Origin of the sequence: Leucobacter weissii, assembly GCF_017565745.1 — a bacterium.
GTDB classification, from domain to species: Bacteria; Actinomycetota; Actinomycetes; order Actinomycetales; family Microbacteriaceae; genus Leucobacter; species Leucobacter weissii.
In genome coordinates this window covers 397,787-412,778 of record NZ_JAGDYM010000004.1, presented here as the reverse complement: position 1 = coordinate 412,778, position 14,992 = coordinate 397,787, and the positions used below count along the sequence as shown (strand labels likewise).

Below are 14,992 nucleotides of genomic sequence, written 5' to 3'. Positions count from 1 at the left end.
CCGTGCACACCCTGCACAACTCAGCACCTCAGCGCTCAGCAGTTCAGCAGTTCAGCTCGCGGCATGCACGCGGCCGCGCGGGAGCGGATCGGACGCGGAGCTCCGAGAGGCGAGAGAATGGACGTATGGGAGACACCACGACGCACGAGGCCGGGATCGACCACAGCGCCCGGAGCACGACGCCGCGCGGAGACCAGTTCCTGGCCTACATCGGCTCCGGCTGGGCCGCGCGGGACTCCTCGCCGCCTCCGCCTCGCCCGGCGGCCGAGCGCGCCGCCGTCAGGCGGGCCGCGCTGAGCTCGCAGTTCCCCGGCGAGCGGCTGGTCATCGCGGCCGGGCCCGCGAAGCAGCGCTCGAACGACACCTTCTTCCCCTACCGGGCGCACAGCGCCTTCGCCCACCTGACGGGCTGGGGCAGCGACGCCGAGCCGGGCGCGCTGCTCGTGCTGGAGCATCCCGGCGGCGAGGGTGCCGAGCCCTCGGCCACCTTGTTCTTCCGCGAGGCCGCGGGCCGTGACAGCGACGAGTTCTTCGCCGACCCGGAGATCGGCGAGTTCTGGGTGGGCCCGCGCCCCACGCTGGCCCAGGTCGCCGCCGATCTCGGGATCGCCACGGCTCCGCTGGCCGACTTCGCAGCGCTCGACGCCGACCGCACCCTCGGCGCCGACCGCGCGCCCGACGACGGGGAGCTCGCCCGCGCGGCGAGCGAGCTCAGGCTCGTGAAGGACCCCTTCGAGGTGGCCGAGCTGCAGCGCGCGGTGGACGCGACGGCCAGGGGCTTCGACGAGGTGATCGCGTCGCTCGACCGCGCGATCGCCGGCGCCAGGGGCGAACGCGTGGTCGAGGGGGTGTTCAACCTCCGTGCGCGGCTCGACGGCAACACCGTGGGGTACGAGACGATCGCGGCGGCGGGCAGCCACGCCTGCACCCTGCACTGGGTGCGCAACGACGGCGAGGTGCGCGAGGGCGACCTGCTGCTCCTCGACGCCGGGGTCGAGCTCGACAGCCTGTACACGGCGGACATCACCCGCACGATCCCCGTGTCGGGATCCTTCTCCCCGGTTCAGCGCCGGGTCTACGACGCCGTGCTGGAGGCGGCCGATGCCGCCCGCGCCATCGTACGGCCCGGGATCCGCTTCGGCGACGTGCACGATGCGGCGATGGCGGTGATCGAGCGGCGCACCCGGGAGTGGGGGCTGCCGCTCGGCATCGGCGCCGCTGCCGACGCCCCTGACGTGCGGGGCGAGGATGGCGGCGCTTCCGACGGGAGCGCGGGCGGCGAGGCGCCGCTCCCCTATCACCGCCGCTACATGGTCCACGGCACCAGCCACCATCTCGGCCTCGATGTGCACGACTGCGCCCAGGCGAGGCGCGAGATGTATCAGGACGGCCGGGTCGAGGCGGGCATGGTCTTCACGATCGAGCCCGGCCTCTACTTCCAGTCCGACGATCTGACGGTGCCGGAGGAGTACCGGGGCATCGGGGTGCGCATCGAGGACGACATCCTGGTGACGGAGGACGGCTGCATCAACCTCTCGGCGGCGATCCCGCGCACGGCGGACGAGGTCGAGGAATGGTGCGAGCGTCGCGGCAACGCATCGCGTTGACGTAGCGAGCAGCGGCGCCGCTACTCGCCGCTCTCGCCGCTCTCGCCGCCGAGGATGCCCCGCGCCCGCCCCACCAGCTCCGCGGAGGTGATCAGATCGTAGCGGGTGGCGACGAACTGCATCACGGAGGAGAAGTCGCGGCGGTTGCGGTTCATGGCGTAGGACAGCACCCCGAAGAGCATGCCGAAGCCGGCGCCGATCGCGATCGCGGAGAAGAACACGCCCGCGATCGCCGAGTTCTCCGGCTGGAAGATGAACAGCAGCAGACCGAGGAACAGACCCAGGTACGCGCCCGACAGCGCCCCCATCAGGGCGACGCGTCCGTAGGTGAGCCGCCCGGTGACGCGCTCCACGCTGCGCACGTCGTTGCCCACGATCGAGACCTCGTTGACCGGGAAGTCGGCGCGCACCAGGTGGTCCACCGCCTGCTTGGCGTCGGCGTAGCGGTCGTAGGTCGAGATGATCTCGCCCTGAGGGAGCTCGGGCAGCTGCGGGGGGCGTCGGGAGGAGGGCGAACCGGGAAGACTCATACCTCGATTCTCCCACCAACTGTCCCGCGCCGGGAACTCGGGATCGGTTCGTCACGATGCTCGACCCACTACCCTGGAGTGGTGAGCAGTTCGAGGATATTCGTGGGGCGTCTCGGCGGCCGCGGGGTGTTCGATCCCGCGGGCGAGCGGATCGGCAGGGTCCGCGACGTGCTGGTGATCTATCGCGCCGCCGCCGCCCCGCGCGTGGTGGGGCTGATCGTCGAGATCCCGGGCAAGCGCCGCGTGTTCGTGCCCATCGGCCGCGTCACCTCGATCGCCGCGGGTCAGGTCATCACGACCGGCCTCATCAACGTGCGCAGATTCGAGCAGCGCGGCGGTGAGACCCGGATGATCGCCGAGATGATCGGCCGGGAGGTGGGCCTGGTCGACGGGACCCGGGCGACGATCGAGGACGCCGCGATCGACCGCAGCCGCTCCGGCGACTGGACCGTGTCGGAGCTCTTCGTCCGACTGCCCAAACCCGCGGCGCCGTTCGCCAGGGGCGAGACGAGGATCGTCCGCTGGGCGGATGTGCGGCTCCCCAGCGACGCCTCGGGCGCGCAGTCCGCGGAGCTCCTGATCCAGACGCTCGTGGACCTGAAGCCCGCGGATCTCGCGGAGGCCCTGCTCGAGCTGCCGCAGACCAGGATGATCGAGGTGGTCGGGGAGCTCTCGGACGACCGGGTCGCGGATGCGCTCGAGGAGATGGTCGAGGAGGATCAGCTCGCCCTGCTCGCGCAGCTGCCGATCGCGCGCACCGCGGACGTGCTCGACCGGATGGAGCCCGACGACGCCGCGGATCTGATCTCCGTGCTCCCGGCCGCGCGCGGCGAGGAGCTGCTCGAGCTGATGGAGCCGGAGGAGGCGAAGGACGTGCGGCGCCTGCTCGAGTACGACGCCGACACGGCGGGAGGATTGATGAGCCCCTCCCCGATCGTGCTCTCGGGAGAGGCGAGCGTGGCGGAGGGCCTGGCCATGATCCGCCGCGAAGAGGTCCCCGTGCCCATGGCGTCCGCGGTCTACGTCACCCATCCGCCGTACGAGACGCCGACGGGAGAGTATCTGGGGATGGCGCACTTCCAGAAGATGCTGCGCTTCCCCCCGCACGAGCGCATCTCGGCACTGATCGACGGCGAGATCGAGGCGATCCCCGCGAGCGCGAGCGCGAGCGAGGTGGCCCGCCGCCTCGCGAGCTACGATCTGGTCGCGCTGCCGGTGGTCGACGAGCAGCGGCAGCTGGTGGGGGTGGTCACGATCGACGACGTGCTCGACCACCTGCTGCCCGATGATTGGCGTCATGCGGACGAGCCGCAGGGCCCGGAGAACGGGAGCGGACGGTGAGGCTGTTCGGACGGCGCTCGCCGGAGCTGGACTCCCCGCAGCCGACGGCGCGGCGCGGCGCGCGCGGCGGCCGCTTCGGCGCGGATGACGCGGGCGCACTCGGCGCCGAGGAGCTGCGCGAGGAGGTCGGCGGCAACGAGGTGTTCGGCCGCTGGACCGAGGGCATCGCGCGCGGCATGGGCACCCCCTGGTTCCTGCTGGTGCTGACGCTGTTCTGCGTCGCCTGGCTCGTCTGGAACATCCTGGGCCCGGAGCATCTGCGCTTCGACAGCGCCGCGCTCGGCTTCACCGCGCTGACGCTGATCCTCTCGCTGCAGGCGTCCTACGCGGCGCCGATGATCCTGCTCGCTCAGAACCGCCAGGACGATCGGGACCGGGTGCAGATCGAGCAGGATCGGCAGCGGGCCGAGCGCAACCTCGCCGATACGGAGTTCCTCGCACGCGAGGTGGTGGCGCTCCGCCTCGCGATCAAAGATCTGCCGGACCGCGATTTCGTCCGGGCCGAGCTGCGGGCGCTGCTCGCCGAGCTGGCCGAGGATCCGCAGGAGGAGACGCGCGCCGAGTCGGATTTCGACGAGCCCGATGGCACGGACCCGGCGCGGACGCCCTCTCCCTCGAACGGCCCGGAGGACGAGCCCCGCGATGCCTGATCCGGCTGCGGATGCGCCCCGGCCCGACGAGGTCGAGGCGGGGCTCTGGCGCGCGCTCGGCCGGGTGCGCGATCCGGAGATCCTGCGCCCCATCACCGATCTGGGCATGGTGACGGAGGCGTCGGTGGACGCCGACGGCCGCGCGATCGTGCAGCTCTCGCTCACCATCGCCGCGTGCCCCGCGGCGAGACGGATCGAGGCCGACACGCTCGCGGCGGCGGCCTCCGCTCCCGGGGTGACCGAGGCCCGTGTCGACGTCGGGGTGATGAGCCCCGAGGAGCGGCAGGCCTTCATCGAACGGGTGCGCGGGGGCCGCGCCAAGCGGACCTCGCAGTTCGGCGCGCTGACGCGCGTGATCGCCGTGACCAGCGGCAAGGGCGGGGTGGGCAAATCGAGCATCACCGCGAATCTCGCGGCGGCGATCGCCGCCCGGGGCCTGTCGGTCGGACTCATCGACGCCGACGTCTTCGGGTTCAGCATCCCGGCCCTCATGGGGCTCAGCAGCGACGGCCGCACCGAGCAGCCCACCCGTGTCGACGAGCTGATCCTGCCCCCGGTCTCGCACGGCGTGAAGGTGATCTCGATCGGCATGTTCCTCGGCGACGCGGATCCCCGCTCGACCGCGGTGTCGTGGCGGGGCCCCATGCTGCATCGCACCGTCGAGCAGTTCCTGAGCGACGTCTGGTTCGGCGACGTGGACGTCCTGCTGCTCGATCTCCCCCCGGGGACGGGAGACATCGCGATCAGCGTCGGCCAGCTCCTGCCTCAGGCCGAGGTGCTCGTGGTGACCACCCCGCAGGAGGCCGCGGCCGACGTCGCGGTGCGCAGCGCGCTCGTCGCCCGGCAGACGGGTCAGCGCGTGATCGGCGTCGTCGAGAACATGGCCGGGCTGCCGCAGCCGGACGGCACCGTGCTCGAGCTCTTCGGCAGCGGCGGCGGGCGACTCGTGTCGGAGCGGCTGAGCGACGAGGAGCACGGCGAGATCCCCCTCCTGGGGAGCGTACCGCTCAGCGCCTCGTTCCGCGCGCACGGCGACGCGGGCACGCCGGCGGTTCTCGCGGAGCCGGAGGACCCCGCGTCGCTGGCGCTGATCGAGCTGGCCTCGCGGCTCATCACCGGCGGCCCCAGCCGCGTCGGCACGCCCCTCCCCCTCAGCCCGGGCTGATCGCCCGAACGGTGTTGCTCAGCCCTCAGGTCGCCTCTTCGTCGAAGTTGGGCGCCGTGCCCTGCGCGACGGCTTGCTCGTGCTCCCTGAGCCTCGCCTTGCGGGCCTCCGCCGCCTCGGCCTGGCGGGCGCGGCGGGCGGCCGCGGCCGCCTCGCGCTCATCCTCGACGAGGGCATCCCGGATGATCCGGCGGGGATCGTACTGACGCGGATCGAGCTGCTTCCAGTCCACTTCCTCGAACTCGGGGCCCATCTCGTCTCGCAGGCGATCCTTCGCGCCGTCGGCCATGCGCTTGATCCCGCGTACGAGTTCGCCGAGCTTCTTCGCATACACCGGCAGCCGCTCGGGGCCGAGCAAGAACATGGCGATCACCAGGATCACCAGAATCTTGTCGAACGTCAGGCCCATGAGGCCAGTGTAGTCACGGCGACCCGGACCCCGCACCGCGCGTCACCGCCGAGCGCGCGCCCGACACTTGTACGCTGAGCTGAGCAGCGCCCGCACGGGCCCGAAGACGATGGATGACGGAGAAACAGTGAGCCGCCTCGAACGCAACTGGCAGTATGCAGAGCAGTACCCCACTGAGACCGACGCCCAGGTGCGGGCGCGCCGGCTGTCGCTCGAGCTCGGCGTCGAGCCGGTCAGCCGCGCCATCGCCGCGCAGCTGTCCGGCCTGGTGGCCGCCACCGCGACGACCGCGATCTGCGAACTCGGCACCGGAGTGGGAGTGAGCGGCCTCGCGCTCCTCCGCTACGCCCCGGAGGCGACGCTCACCTCGATCGAGATCGAAGCCGAGCATCTGCGGCAGGCGCGCACGGTGTTCGCCGATGCCGGGATCGCGCAGTCCCGCCTCCGGCTGATCGAGGGCGATGCCGCCCAGGTGCTGCCCCGCCTCAACCTGGAGGCCTACGATCTGACGGTCATCGACGCCGATCCGGAGCGGCTGCTCGACTACTTCGAGACGGCGCTGCAGATCGTGCGCCCGGGTGGCACGATCGTCGTGCCGAACGCGTTCGCCCACGGACGGGTGCCGGATCCGGCCGCGCGCGACACGGTCACCCGGAATCTGCGCGACCTGCTCGCGACGGTCGGCGATTCGACGGCGATAGCGCCGGTGCTTTCGCCTGCGGGCGACGGCTTGTTGACGGTGACCCGTCTGAACGGCTGAAACGTTCCCAGAGGCCGGGCCGGCCTCTGCGCTGGCGTCGCGGCAAAGCCCAACGGGCTTTGCTCCAAGCTCCAGCGCGCCTGCGGGCGACGGCCTGTTGACGGTGACCCGTCTGAACGGCTGAAACGTTCCCCGAGGCCGGGGAACGCCGCTAACCGTCGAGGACCGCCGAGAGGACGTCTCGCAGTTCGGTGGCCTCTTCGTCGTTGACCGAGACGACGAGGCGTCCGCCCCCCTCGAGCGGGACGCGCAGCACGATCACGCGGGTCTCGCGCACGGCCTCCATCGGCCCGTCCCCAGTCCTCGGTTTCATCGCAGCCATGACGCCTCCTCAGAGTTCTATTCGGTCCCCTCCATTTTATCGGCCCGGAGCGGGCAGCGCGAGGCGGGTGCCTCCCGGTTACGCCGCGGATCAGCGCGTGAGCCAGGCCTTCAGCGCCGCATGACTGTCGACGATCTGCGCGACGGGCACCCGCTCGTCGTCGGCGTGGGCGAGGAGCGGATCGCCCGGCCCGAAGTTCACGGCGGGCACCCCGAGCGCGGAGAAGCGCGCCACGTCGGTCCATCCGAGCTTGGCGGCCGGCTCCCGCCCGACTGCGTCCACGAAACCGCGGGCGAGCGGCGCGTCCAGGCCCGGCCGGGCGCCCGGAGCCCGGTCCACGATGCGCACCTCGTCGGCATCGGCGAAGAACGCCCGCACGACCGCCTCGGCCTGCTCGACGCTGCGACTGGGGGCGAAGCGGTAGTTCACCTCGAAGGCGCAGTGATCCGGGATCACGTTGCCGGCCACTCCCCCCTCGATGCTCACCGCGTTGAGGCCCTCCCGGTACTCGAGCCCGTCGACCACGATGCGCTCGGGCTCGTGCCGCGCGAGGCGCTCGAGGAGTTCCCCGGCGCGGTGGATCGCGTTGCGACCCATCCAGGCCCTGGCCGAGTGCGCTCGCCTGCCGCGCAGCACGACCCGCGCCCGGAGCGTGCCGTTGCAGCCGCCCTCGATCGTGCCGTTGGAGGGCTCGCCGAGGATCGCGAAGTCAGCCTCGAAGAGCGCCGGGTGGTGGCGCATCGCCCGGCCCAACCCGCTCAGCTCCGAGGCGACCTCCTCGTGGTCGTACCACACCCAGCTCAGATCGACGGCGGGGTCGGCGAGCTCCACCGCGAGGGCCAGCTGCACCGCCACCCCGGCCTTCATGTCGACCGTGCCGCGCCCCCAGAGCAGCGCCTCGCCGGTCTCGGCGTCGCGCCCGTCGCGCACCGGCAGATTGGCGCCGCCGGGCACGGGCGCGTTCGCGCTGACCGGGACGGTGTCGAGGTGACCGGCGATGGCCACGCGTCGATCCCGTCCGAGCTCCGTGCGCGCGACGATCGTGTCGCCGTCGCGGATGATCCGGAGGTGGGGGGCGCGATCACGCAGCAGCCGCTCCACCGCGTCGGCGATCCGACGCTCGTCGCCCGAGACCGAGGGGATGTCGCACAGCTGCCGGGTCAGCTCGACCGGGCCGGCGTCCACGTTCAACAGGTCCGCGCTCATCCCCACTACTGTAGTCGTTATGACTGAGACACGCGCAGCCTGGGCCCAGGGCCTCTCGACCACTGCCGCCGACGGAACGACCCTCGACGCCTGGTTCCCGGCGCCGCGGCTGGGCGCGCGTCCGAGCGGGCACGATCCCCACATCGCGCCGGCCGAGCTCGAATCGCTGCTCGGGCGCGACGAGCTCCGCGACGTCGAGTCGCGCTTCGTCGACATCGAGATCGACCTCGACGCCCCCGCCTCGAGCACTGCGGACGCCTACCTCCGCCTGCACCTGCTCTCGCACTGCCTCGTCCGGCCCAACAGCATCAACCTCGACGGGATCTTCGGCGTGCTGCCGAACGTCGCGTGGACCACGGCCGGCCCGCTGCTGCCGGAGGACTACGCCCGGCGCCTCCCGATCCTCCGCCGCGCGGGCATCACCGCGGCCGGCCTCGACAAGTTCCCGCGGCTCACCGACTACGTCGTTCCGCGCGGCGTGCGTATCGCGGACACGGCCCGCGTGCGCCTGGGCGCGCATCTGGCCCCCGGCACGACGGTGATGCACGAGGGCTTCGTGAACTTCAACGCGGGCACGCTGGGCGCCTCGATGGTGGAGGGGCGCATCTCCCAGGGCGTCGTGGTGGGCGACGGATCCGACATCGGCGGCGGGGCCTCGATCATGGGCACGCTCTCCGGGGGCGGGACCCAGCGCATCTCGATCGGCGAGCGCGCGCTGCTGGGGGCGAACTCGGGCGTCGGCATCTCGATCGGCGACGACACCGTGGTCGAGGCGGGCCTCTACGTCACCGCGGGCACGAAGGTGCGGCTGCCCCACGGCACGGAGGCGTCGGGCGGAGCGGCGGTCGAGGTGAAGGCCGCGGACCTCTCGGGAGTTCCGAGCCTCCTGTTCCGCCGCAACTCCGCGACCGGCGCCGTCGAGGCGCTCCCGCGCACGGGCGCCGGCATCGCCCTCAACGAGGCGCTGCACGCCTGAGCGCTCGCTCTCCCCTCGGCCGGTGGCAGCGTGCGTCGGGTCCGGATGTGCTGCCGCGAGAACGGTGCTCCGGCACGAGGGGCACCCTCCGCGACGGGTGCCGAGCATCATTCTCGTCGCGGAGGGTGCTTCTCGTCGCCTAGCGAATCGAGGGAGGGGGCCGCGCTCACCCGCTCAGCGGTCGAGATGGCGCTCCGGCGATCCGATGTAGAGCTGCTGGGGCCGGCCGATCTTGGTCTGCCGATCCTCTCGGGCCTCGCGCCACTGCGCGATCCAGCCCGGCAGGCGGCCGATGGCGAACAGCACCGTGAACATGCGGGTCGGGAAGCCCATCGCCTTGTAGATGACGCCCGTGTAGAAGTCGACGTTGGGGTAGAGCCGGCGCTCCTTGAAGTAGTCGTCCTCGAGGGCGATCTGCTCCAGCTCCTGCGCGAGCGCGAGCAGCGGATCGTTGACGCCGAGCTCGCTCAGCACGCGGCCGGCGCTCTCCTTGACGATGCGCGCACGGGGATCGTAGTTCTTGTAGACGCGGTGCCCGAAGCCCATCAGCTTCACGCCCGCCTCCTTGTTCTTCACCCGCTCAACGAAGGAGCGCACGCCCTGACCGCTCTCCTGGATCTGGCCGAGCATGTCGAGCACCGCCTCGTTGGCACCGCCGTGCAGCGGGCCCGAGAGGGCGTTGATGCCTGCCGACACGGAGGAGAACATGTTGGCGCCCGTCGAACCGACGAGGCGCACGGTCGAGGTCGAGGCGTTCTGCTCGTGATCCGCGTGGAGGATCAGGAGCTTGTCGAGCGCGTCGACGAGCACCGGGTTCATGACGTACTTCTCGGCCTTGTTGCCGAAGTTCAGCCGCAGGAAGTTCTCGACGAAGCCGAGATCGTTGTTCGGGTAGAGGAACGCCTGGCCGATCGACTTCTTGTGCGAGTAGGCCGCGAGCACCGGCAGCTTCGCGAGCAGGCGGATCGTGTTGACCTCGACGAACTCGGGCACCGCGGTGTCGAGCGAGTCCTCGTAGTAGGTGGACATCGTCTGCAGGCCGCCCGAGAGCACCGCCATCGGATGCGCGGTGTGCGGCACTCCCTCGAAGTAGTACTTCATGTCCTCGTGCAGGAGGGTGTGCCTGCGGATCTCGCCGTCGAAGGCCGCGAGCTCGTCCGCGCTCGGAAGCTCGCCGTAGATCAGCAGGTAGGCCACCTCGAGAAAGGTCGACTTGGCCGCGAGCTCCTCGATGGGGTAGCCGCGGTAGCGCAGGATCCCGGCGTCGCCGTCGATGTAGGTGATCGACGACTTCGTCGAGGCCGTGTTCACGTATCCGTAGTCCAGCGCGGTGTAGCCGGTCTGCTTGGTCAGCGCGCTCACGTCGATGGCCGGCTGGCCATCGGTCGCGGCGAGCAGCGGCAGTTCCACCTCGCTCCCGCTCACTGTCAGCTTGGCGGTGCCGTTCCGGCCCGATGTTGATTCGAACGCCGTCGATTCGGTCACAGTCGTCTCCTCGTGGGGGTCGGGTGTGCGTGTCCAGCGTCCGATGAGACGCCTGCCACCTCGTCAGTCTAGCGACACGAGCACCGGTTTTCGGCAACCTCGCGGCTTCCCGCCGCCGAAAAGTATCTCGATATCGAAGTTCTTCCGTCCCCCGTGAGCGGGTTTCGGCCGCGCCCCGAGCGCTCAGGCCGGGCCGTCTGCGGCCTGGCTCGAACGCGCGGCGGCGAGGCTCAGCCGCTCCGCGGCGGCCGAGATCACCGGGTCGCTCGCGGTCAGCGCGAGGCGGACGTGCTGGGGCGAGTGCACGCCGTAGAAGTGCCCGGGCCCGGACACGATGCCCAGTTCGGCGAGCTCGGCGACGCTCTCCCAGGCGTCGGCGCCGCGGGTCGCCCACAGGTAGAGACCCGCCTCGCTGCCGTCGATGCGGTAGCCGGCGGCCTCGAGCGCGGGCCTCAGCAGGGCGCGGCGCGCGCGATAGCGTTCGCGCTGCGCGTCGACGTGCGCCTCGTCGCCGAGCACCGCCGCCGTCACCGCCTGCACCGGAGCCGGGGGGATCAGGCCCGCGTGCTTGCGCACGCGCAGCAGCGAGGCGATCAGCTCGGCGTCCCCGGCGACGAACGCGGCGCGATACCCCGCCAGATTGGACTGCTTGCTCAGCGAGTAGGCGGCGAGCACCCCGCGATGATCGTCGCCGACGACGCGGGGGTCGAGGATCGAGGGGATCCGCTCGATATCCCACGGCGCCTCCCAGCCGAACTCCGCGTAGCACTCGTCGCCCACGATCACGGCGCCCAGCTCACGCGCTCGCGCGACCGCGGAGCGCAGCTCGGCGACGCCGAGCACGCGGCCGTCGGGATTCGACGGCGAGTTGACCCACACCAGCCGCGTGCCGGCCGGCCACTCCCCCGGGTCGTCGGCCGCGACCGACTCCGCCCCCACGAGCGCCGCGCCCATCGCGTACGAGGGGTAGGCGATCCGCGGATGCACGACCGCCTCGCCCCGGCCGATCCCCAGCAGCAGCGGCAGCAGCGCGACGAGTTCCTTGGAGCCGATGGTCGGCAGCACGGCGTCGGGGGCGACCGTCACCCCGCGCCGACGAAGCGTCCACTCCGAGATCGCTTCGCGCAGGTCCGCCGCGCCGGCGGTCGCCGGGTAGCCGTGCGCCTCCGCGGCGGCGGCGAGCGCCTCGCGAGCCACCGAGGGGGTGGGATCGACCGGGGATCCGATCGACAGGTCGAGGACTCCGCCCGGGTGGCGGCGCGCCCGTTCGATGAACGGGGCCATCGTGTCCCACGGATAGTCGGGCAGCGGATCCCTGAGCGTCGGCACGAGGACCCTACTCGCCCTGGGGCGGCAGCGCCGCGACGATGGGATGATCGAAATCGTAGGCGCCGACCTTCGCGGCGCCGCCGGGCGAACCGATCTCGTCGAAGAAATCGACGTTCGCCGTATAGTACTCGGCCCACTCGCTCGGCAGATCGTCCTCGTAGTAGATGGCCTCGACCGGGCAGACCGGCTCGCAGGCGCCGCAGTCGACGCACTCGTCCGGGTGGATGTAGAGCGAGCGCTCCCCCTCGTAGATGCAGTCGACCGGACACTCGTCGACGCATGCGCGATCCTTCACGTCCACGCACGGGAGCGCGATCACATAGGTCACTGCGCCTGCCTTTCCTGGTCTGCGGGCGTCAGAACAGTCTACTCCTTGCGGCTCGCGCGGGCCGACACGACCGGGCCCTACGACCAGACGCCGGAGGGCTCATCCGATCGCCAGCGGCCGCTGGAAGATCATCAGCTGCTCCGCCCGGCGCAGCATCTCGGCCTGCCCGCTCGCATCCAGCTTCTTCCCGATCGACCGGACATGCGTCCTCACCGTGTTGATGCTCAAGAAGTGCTTCTCCGCGATCTCACGGGTGTTCAGCCCCTCACGCAGCTCCTCCAGCACCAGGCGCTCGCGATCGGTCAGCGCCTGGAACTCGTTCCCCTCGCCGAGGGTCTCGCCGGAGCCGAGCGCGCCCGCGAGCGTCGCGGCCGTGCGCAGAGGGCCGAAACTCGGGACCAGGGCGACCAGGTCGTCGACGTCCGAGGGGGTGAGATACGTCAGCGCCTGGACCAGTGCGGTCTGCGGCAGATGCTCGGCTTGCAGCAGCGCCATCCGGGCCGACTCCAGACGGCCGCATCGCAGCCTGGCGCTGGCCCGCAGCACCGATCTGTCGGCTTCCACGCGTTCGCCCCAGCCGTCTTCGATGCTCTCGATCTGCGAAAGGGCGTCGCGCTCGCGTCCCGACGCGAGGAGCACGATCGCGCGGAGCACCGTCGCCGACGGCTCGGGGGCCTCCGCACGGTAGGCCGTCTCCATCGCGCCCTCCAGGTTGCCGCTGAGCAGCTTGCCGAGGCCCTCGACGAACGTGCCGAAGATGCGCGGATACCCGCTCGCACCGCGGATGTCGGCCATGAGCGACCCCTCGGCGGGGGCGTCCCGGCGGACGGCGCCGAGCACGTCGTCGAAGGCCCGGTCCACCCTCTCCATGGCGGAGGCCTCGCGCACGCAGGTGGCGCCGGAGAAGATCAGCGCCCGGTAGCTGTAGGGCTCGGGGAGCCGCCGGATGGGCTCCGGGAGCGTCGGCGCCCGTCTGACGCGATCCAGCAGCTGCTGCGCCAGAAGCCGGCGGTAGCCGAGGAACACGGATCCACCGGCGTGCGGCAGCGAGACCATACCGTGCGGAATCGTTCCGCAGGCGAAGAGCGCGAGCGTGGCCGTCAGCGCGGCCTCGGCCCGCGAGAAGAGCGTCTGGTCGTCCGGCTCCTCCTCGAGCGGACGCTCGAGTTCCCGCAGCACCCGTTCGGCCTGCTCCCTGGCCGCGACGACGAGCCGCTTTCGCGCGAGCACGGCAGCCCGGACCGCGAGCATCATCGGCGCCGTCGCGCTCTGCTTCGCACCGAGTTTGCTCAGATTCTCTGCGCACACGCGCAGATCCTCCCTCGAGGCGTGCGGATCCAGCAGCATCTGCACCGCCCTGAGCAGCGGGAAGTCTCTGAGCCTGGCCGAAGAGGCCTCCTGCACGCCGCGTGCGACCTCGGGAGAGAGCGTCTCGTACACGGTGAGGAATCGAGCGCGGAGAACCGCCTCCGCCTGCGCGAGATCTCCGGCCAGGAACCACTGCTCGAACGCCGCGCCCACCTCGTTGCTCTCATAGAGCTTCACCGCGAGCTCGCGTCGGGCGAGGGTCTTCATGCTGTTCCGCTGCACCGCCGCGTGCCAGAACTCCTCGGACCAGACGTATTCGCCGGCTTTGGTCTGATGACGCGTGTCGCAGGCGGGGAAGGCCTCGAGCGCCTCGACGGCGTCCGGGGCGATCCCGGGAAGGCAGATCGCGATGTGCTGGAGGGTGAATCTCGGCATGAGCGAGAACGTCTCGATCAGCTCGGAGAACCCCGAGCGCCGGTGGGCGAGCGACTGGATCCGCAGAATATGCGCGAACACCGCCTGCATCTGCTGGGCGAACACGGCCTCGCTCCACTCGCCGAGCTCCGCGATGCGGTCCACGGCCAGGGCGACGCCGAGCGGGAAGCCCCTGGTGGCGACGAACACCGCGCGCATCTCGTCCTCGGTCAGCCGTCGGGCTCCCCGGGGTTCCCGGGAGGTGGCGCGCTCCAGCACGAGGTCGCAGAGATCCCTGGTCTCCTCGTAGCTGAAGAGGAGCGCGTCCGCGGGAAACTGCATGAAGCGGCGATCGTCGAGACGGATCGACGCGGCGGACAGCGGGTCGATCGTCGTGGTGACCACCCGGAGCCGCGGAACAGCCTCGAGCAGAGCCTCGAGCGCGGCTTGGTGCGTGGCGGGGGCCAGCAGGTCGAAGTCGTCGATCAGCACGGTGAAGGTTCCGCTCGGGTTCTCCGCGGCCCGGAGGTCGAGCCACCGCGCCAGCCCCGCGAGACCCCGCGAACCTCCGCGGAAGAGGGCGTCATAGGCGACGCCGGCGCGCCGCGCGGTCCAGAACGCGTGGAAGCTCTCCCCCTCCAGAGCGAGCTCCGCGCAGATCTGGTTGAGCAGGGTCGTTCGTCCCGTGCCGGGGGCACCGCTGACGGACGCCCAACGCACCGACGCGTCGAGCGCGCGGCGAATCAGATTCGGCCGTCGGATCTCGGGGAGGGACGGCCCGCCGGCGAAGTGGCGCTGCCAGACGCGCTCGGAGGGATACTCGGCTCGTCTGAGCGCCGGTGCCGAGGGGTACCCGGAGGCTTCGGGGGACGGAGCGTCACGCATGGCGGTCTGAGCGGAGAACGCCGTGCGGCCACTCTCTGTCCGCATCGGAATCGCAGCCGGCACGACCATGCCCGTCCATTACGTCCTCCCCTATTCGCCGGGCATGAAGAACCCGGACCCTTTCCCCCAGAACCAGATCTTAGTGGCGGGTTCCCGCGCGACGGGGAGCGGCACGCCCGAATACGCACCGGCGCCGCGGGAACGGCCGCCGGAAAGCGATCGTCAGGATGATATTGATGGGTGATATCCCCGGGGCGGTGGAATCCGGCTCCGCACG

The 14,992-nt window shown here is 71.2% G+C and carries 14 protein-coding genes; 6 read left to right on the top strand and 8 right to left on the bottom strand.

Going from position 1 to position 14,992, the window contains the following annotated elements; all coding sequences use genetic code 11:
• Window positions 1–125: 125 nt before the first annotated feature.
• Window positions 126–1,607, top strand: coding sequence for an aminopeptidase P family protein (locus J4H92_RS04125; RefSeq protein WP_208096364.1), 1,482 nt, complete (start codon window positions 126–128; stop codon window positions 1,605–1,607).
• Window positions 1,608–1,627: 20 nt separating this feature from the next.
• On the opposite strand, the gene J4H92_RS04120 is transcribed toward J4H92_RS04125, so the two are convergent.
• Window positions 1,628–2,137, bottom strand: a complete 510-nt coding sequence (locus J4H92_RS04120) for a YflT domain-containing protein (RefSeq protein ID WP_208096362.1) — start codon at window positions 2,135–2,137, stop codon at window positions 1,628–1,630.
• 81 nt (window positions 2,138–2,218) lie between these two features.
• Here J4H92_RS04120 and J4H92_RS04115 point away from each other — a divergent pair, with 81 nt between their 5' ends.
• The 3 genes from J4H92_RS04115 (at window position 2,219) to J4H92_RS04105 (ending at window position 5,293) form a co-directional block, all read left to right on the top strand.
• Window positions 2,219–3,478: a magnesium transporter MgtE N-terminal domain-containing protein gene (locus J4H92_RS04115; protein ID WP_208096360.1), complete on the top strand. Its 1,260-nt coding sequence runs from the start codon at window positions 2,219–2,221 to the stop codon at window positions 3,476–3,478.
• Between the two features lie 113 nt (window positions 3,479–3,591).
• Window positions 3,592–4,128 carry a DUF1003 domain-containing protein gene (locus J4H92_RS04110; RefSeq protein WP_243751998.1) on the top strand — a complete coding sequence of 179 codons (537 nt, stop codon included), beginning with the start codon at window positions 3,592–3,594 and terminating at the stop codon, window positions 4,126–4,128.
• On the top strand, window positions 4,121–5,293 hold the full coding sequence (locus tag J4H92_RS04105) for an Mrp/NBP35 family ATP-binding protein (RefSeq protein WP_208096358.1): 1,173 nt from the start codon (window positions 4,121–4,123) through the stop codon (window positions 5,291–5,293). Before J4H92_RS04110 ends, J4H92_RS04105 begins: the two co-directional genes overlap by 8 nt.
• A gap of 25 nt (window positions 5,294–5,318) precedes the next feature.
• Here the strand turns inward: J4H92_RS04105 and J4H92_RS04100 are convergent, their stop codons facing one another.
• A complete protein-coding gene (locus J4H92_RS04100; protein ID WP_208096356.1) occupies window positions 5,319–5,702 on the bottom strand; it encodes a twin-arginine translocase TatA/TatE family subunit in 384 nt (127 codons plus the stop codon).
• Window positions 5,703–5,829: 127 nt separating this feature from the next.
• On the opposite strand from J4H92_RS04100, the gene J4H92_RS04095 reads away from it, so the two are divergent.
• Window positions 5,830–6,462 (top strand): class I SAM-dependent methyltransferase, encoded by a 633-nt coding sequence (locus J4H92_RS04095; protein WP_208096354.1) that lies wholly within the window; start codon window positions 5,830–5,832, stop codon window positions 6,460–6,462.
• 151 nt (window positions 6,463–6,613) lie between these two features.
• Here the strand turns inward: J4H92_RS04095 and J4H92_RS04090 are convergent, their stop codons facing one another.
• Window positions 6,614–6,784: a DUF3117 domain-containing protein gene (locus J4H92_RS04090; protein WP_208096352.1), complete on the bottom strand. Its 171-nt coding sequence runs from the start codon at window positions 6,782–6,784 to the stop codon at window positions 6,614–6,616.
• A 90-nt stretch (window positions 6,785–6,874) separates the two neighbouring features.
• Window positions 6,875–7,990 carry a succinyl-diaminopimelate desuccinylase gene (dapE, locus tag J4H92_RS04085; RefSeq protein ID WP_208096350.1) on the bottom strand — a complete coding sequence of 372 codons (1,116 nt, stop codon included), beginning with the start codon at window positions 7,988–7,990 and terminating at the stop codon, window positions 6,875–6,877.
• A gap of 19 nt (window positions 7,991–8,009) precedes the next feature.
• Between dapE and dapD the strand changes: the two genes are divergently transcribed.
• The gene (dapD, locus tag J4H92_RS04080) at window positions 8,010–8,966 is read left to right on the top strand and encodes a 2,3,4,5-tetrahydropyridine-2,6-dicarboxylate N-succinyltransferase (RefSeq protein WP_208096348.1); all 957 of its coding nucleotides are present in this window, start codon (window positions 8,010–8,012) and stop codon (window positions 8,964–8,966) included.
• Window positions 8,967–9,140: 174 nt separating this feature from the next.
• Here the strand turns inward: dapD and J4H92_RS04075 are convergent, their stop codons facing one another.
• The 4 genes from J4H92_RS04075 to J4H92_RS04060 all read right to left on the bottom strand — a co-directional run bounded on the left by J4H92_RS04075 (window position 9,141) and on the right by J4H92_RS04060 (window position 14,715).
• Window positions 9,141–10,451: a citrate synthase gene (locus J4H92_RS04075; protein ID WP_208096346.1), complete on the bottom strand. Its 1,311-nt coding sequence runs from the start codon at window positions 10,449–10,451 to the stop codon at window positions 9,141–9,143.
• Window positions 10,452–10,634: 183 nt separating this feature from the next.
• Window positions 10,635–11,780 (bottom strand): succinyldiaminopimelate transaminase, encoded by a 1,146-nt coding sequence (gene dapC / locus J4H92_RS04070; RefSeq protein WP_341782988.1) that lies wholly within the window; start codon window positions 11,778–11,780, stop codon window positions 10,635–10,637.
• A 7-nt stretch (window positions 11,781–11,787) separates the two neighbouring features.
• Complete coding sequence (gene fdxA / locus J4H92_RS04065) at window positions 11,788–12,108, bottom strand: ferredoxin (RefSeq protein WP_208096342.1); 321 nt, start codon at window positions 12,106–12,108, stop codon at window positions 11,788–11,790.
• Window positions 12,109–12,207: 99 nt separating this feature from the next.
• On the bottom strand, window positions 12,208–14,715 hold the full coding sequence (locus J4H92_RS04060) for a LuxR C-terminal-related transcriptional regulator (RefSeq protein ID WP_208096340.1): 2,508 nt from the start codon (window positions 14,713–14,715) through the stop codon (window positions 12,208–12,210).
• Window positions 14,716–14,992: the final 277 nt, after the last annotated feature.

What these genes read in the sequence shown, in the direction of transcription:
- J4H92_RS04125 (WP_208096364.1), top strand. Translation starts at nt 126, where the DNA reads ATGGGAGACACCACGACGCACGAGGCCGGGATCGACCACAGCGCCCGG.
- J4H92_RS04120 (WP_208096362.1), bottom strand. Translation starts at nt 2,137, where the DNA reads ATGAGTCTTCCCGGTTCGCCCTCCTCCCGACGCCCCCCGCAGCTGCCC.
- J4H92_RS04105 (WP_208096358.1), top strand. Translation starts at nt 4,121, where the DNA reads ATGCCTGATCCGGCTGCGGATGCGCCCCGGCCCGACGAGGTCGAGGCG.
- J4H92_RS04100 (WP_208096356.1), bottom strand. Translation starts at nt 5,702, where the DNA reads ATGGGCCTGACGTTCGACAAGATTCTGGTGATCCTGGTGATCGCCATG.
- J4H92_RS04090 (WP_208096352.1), bottom strand. Translation starts at nt 6,784, where the DNA reads ATGGCTGCGATGAAACCGAGGACTGGGGACGGGCCGATGGAGGCCGTG.
- dapE (WP_208096350.1), bottom strand. Translation starts at nt 7,990, where the DNA reads ATGAGCGCGGACCTGTTGAACGTGGACGCCGGCCCGGTCGAGCTGACC.
- dapD (WP_208096348.1), top strand. Translation starts at nt 8,010, where the DNA reads ATGACTGAGACACGCGCAGCCTGGGCCCAGGGCCTCTCGACCACTGCC.
- J4H92_RS04060 (WP_208096340.1), bottom strand. Translation starts at nt 14,715, where the DNA reads ATGCGTGACGCTCCGTCCCCCGAAGCCTCCGGGTACCCCTCGGCACCG.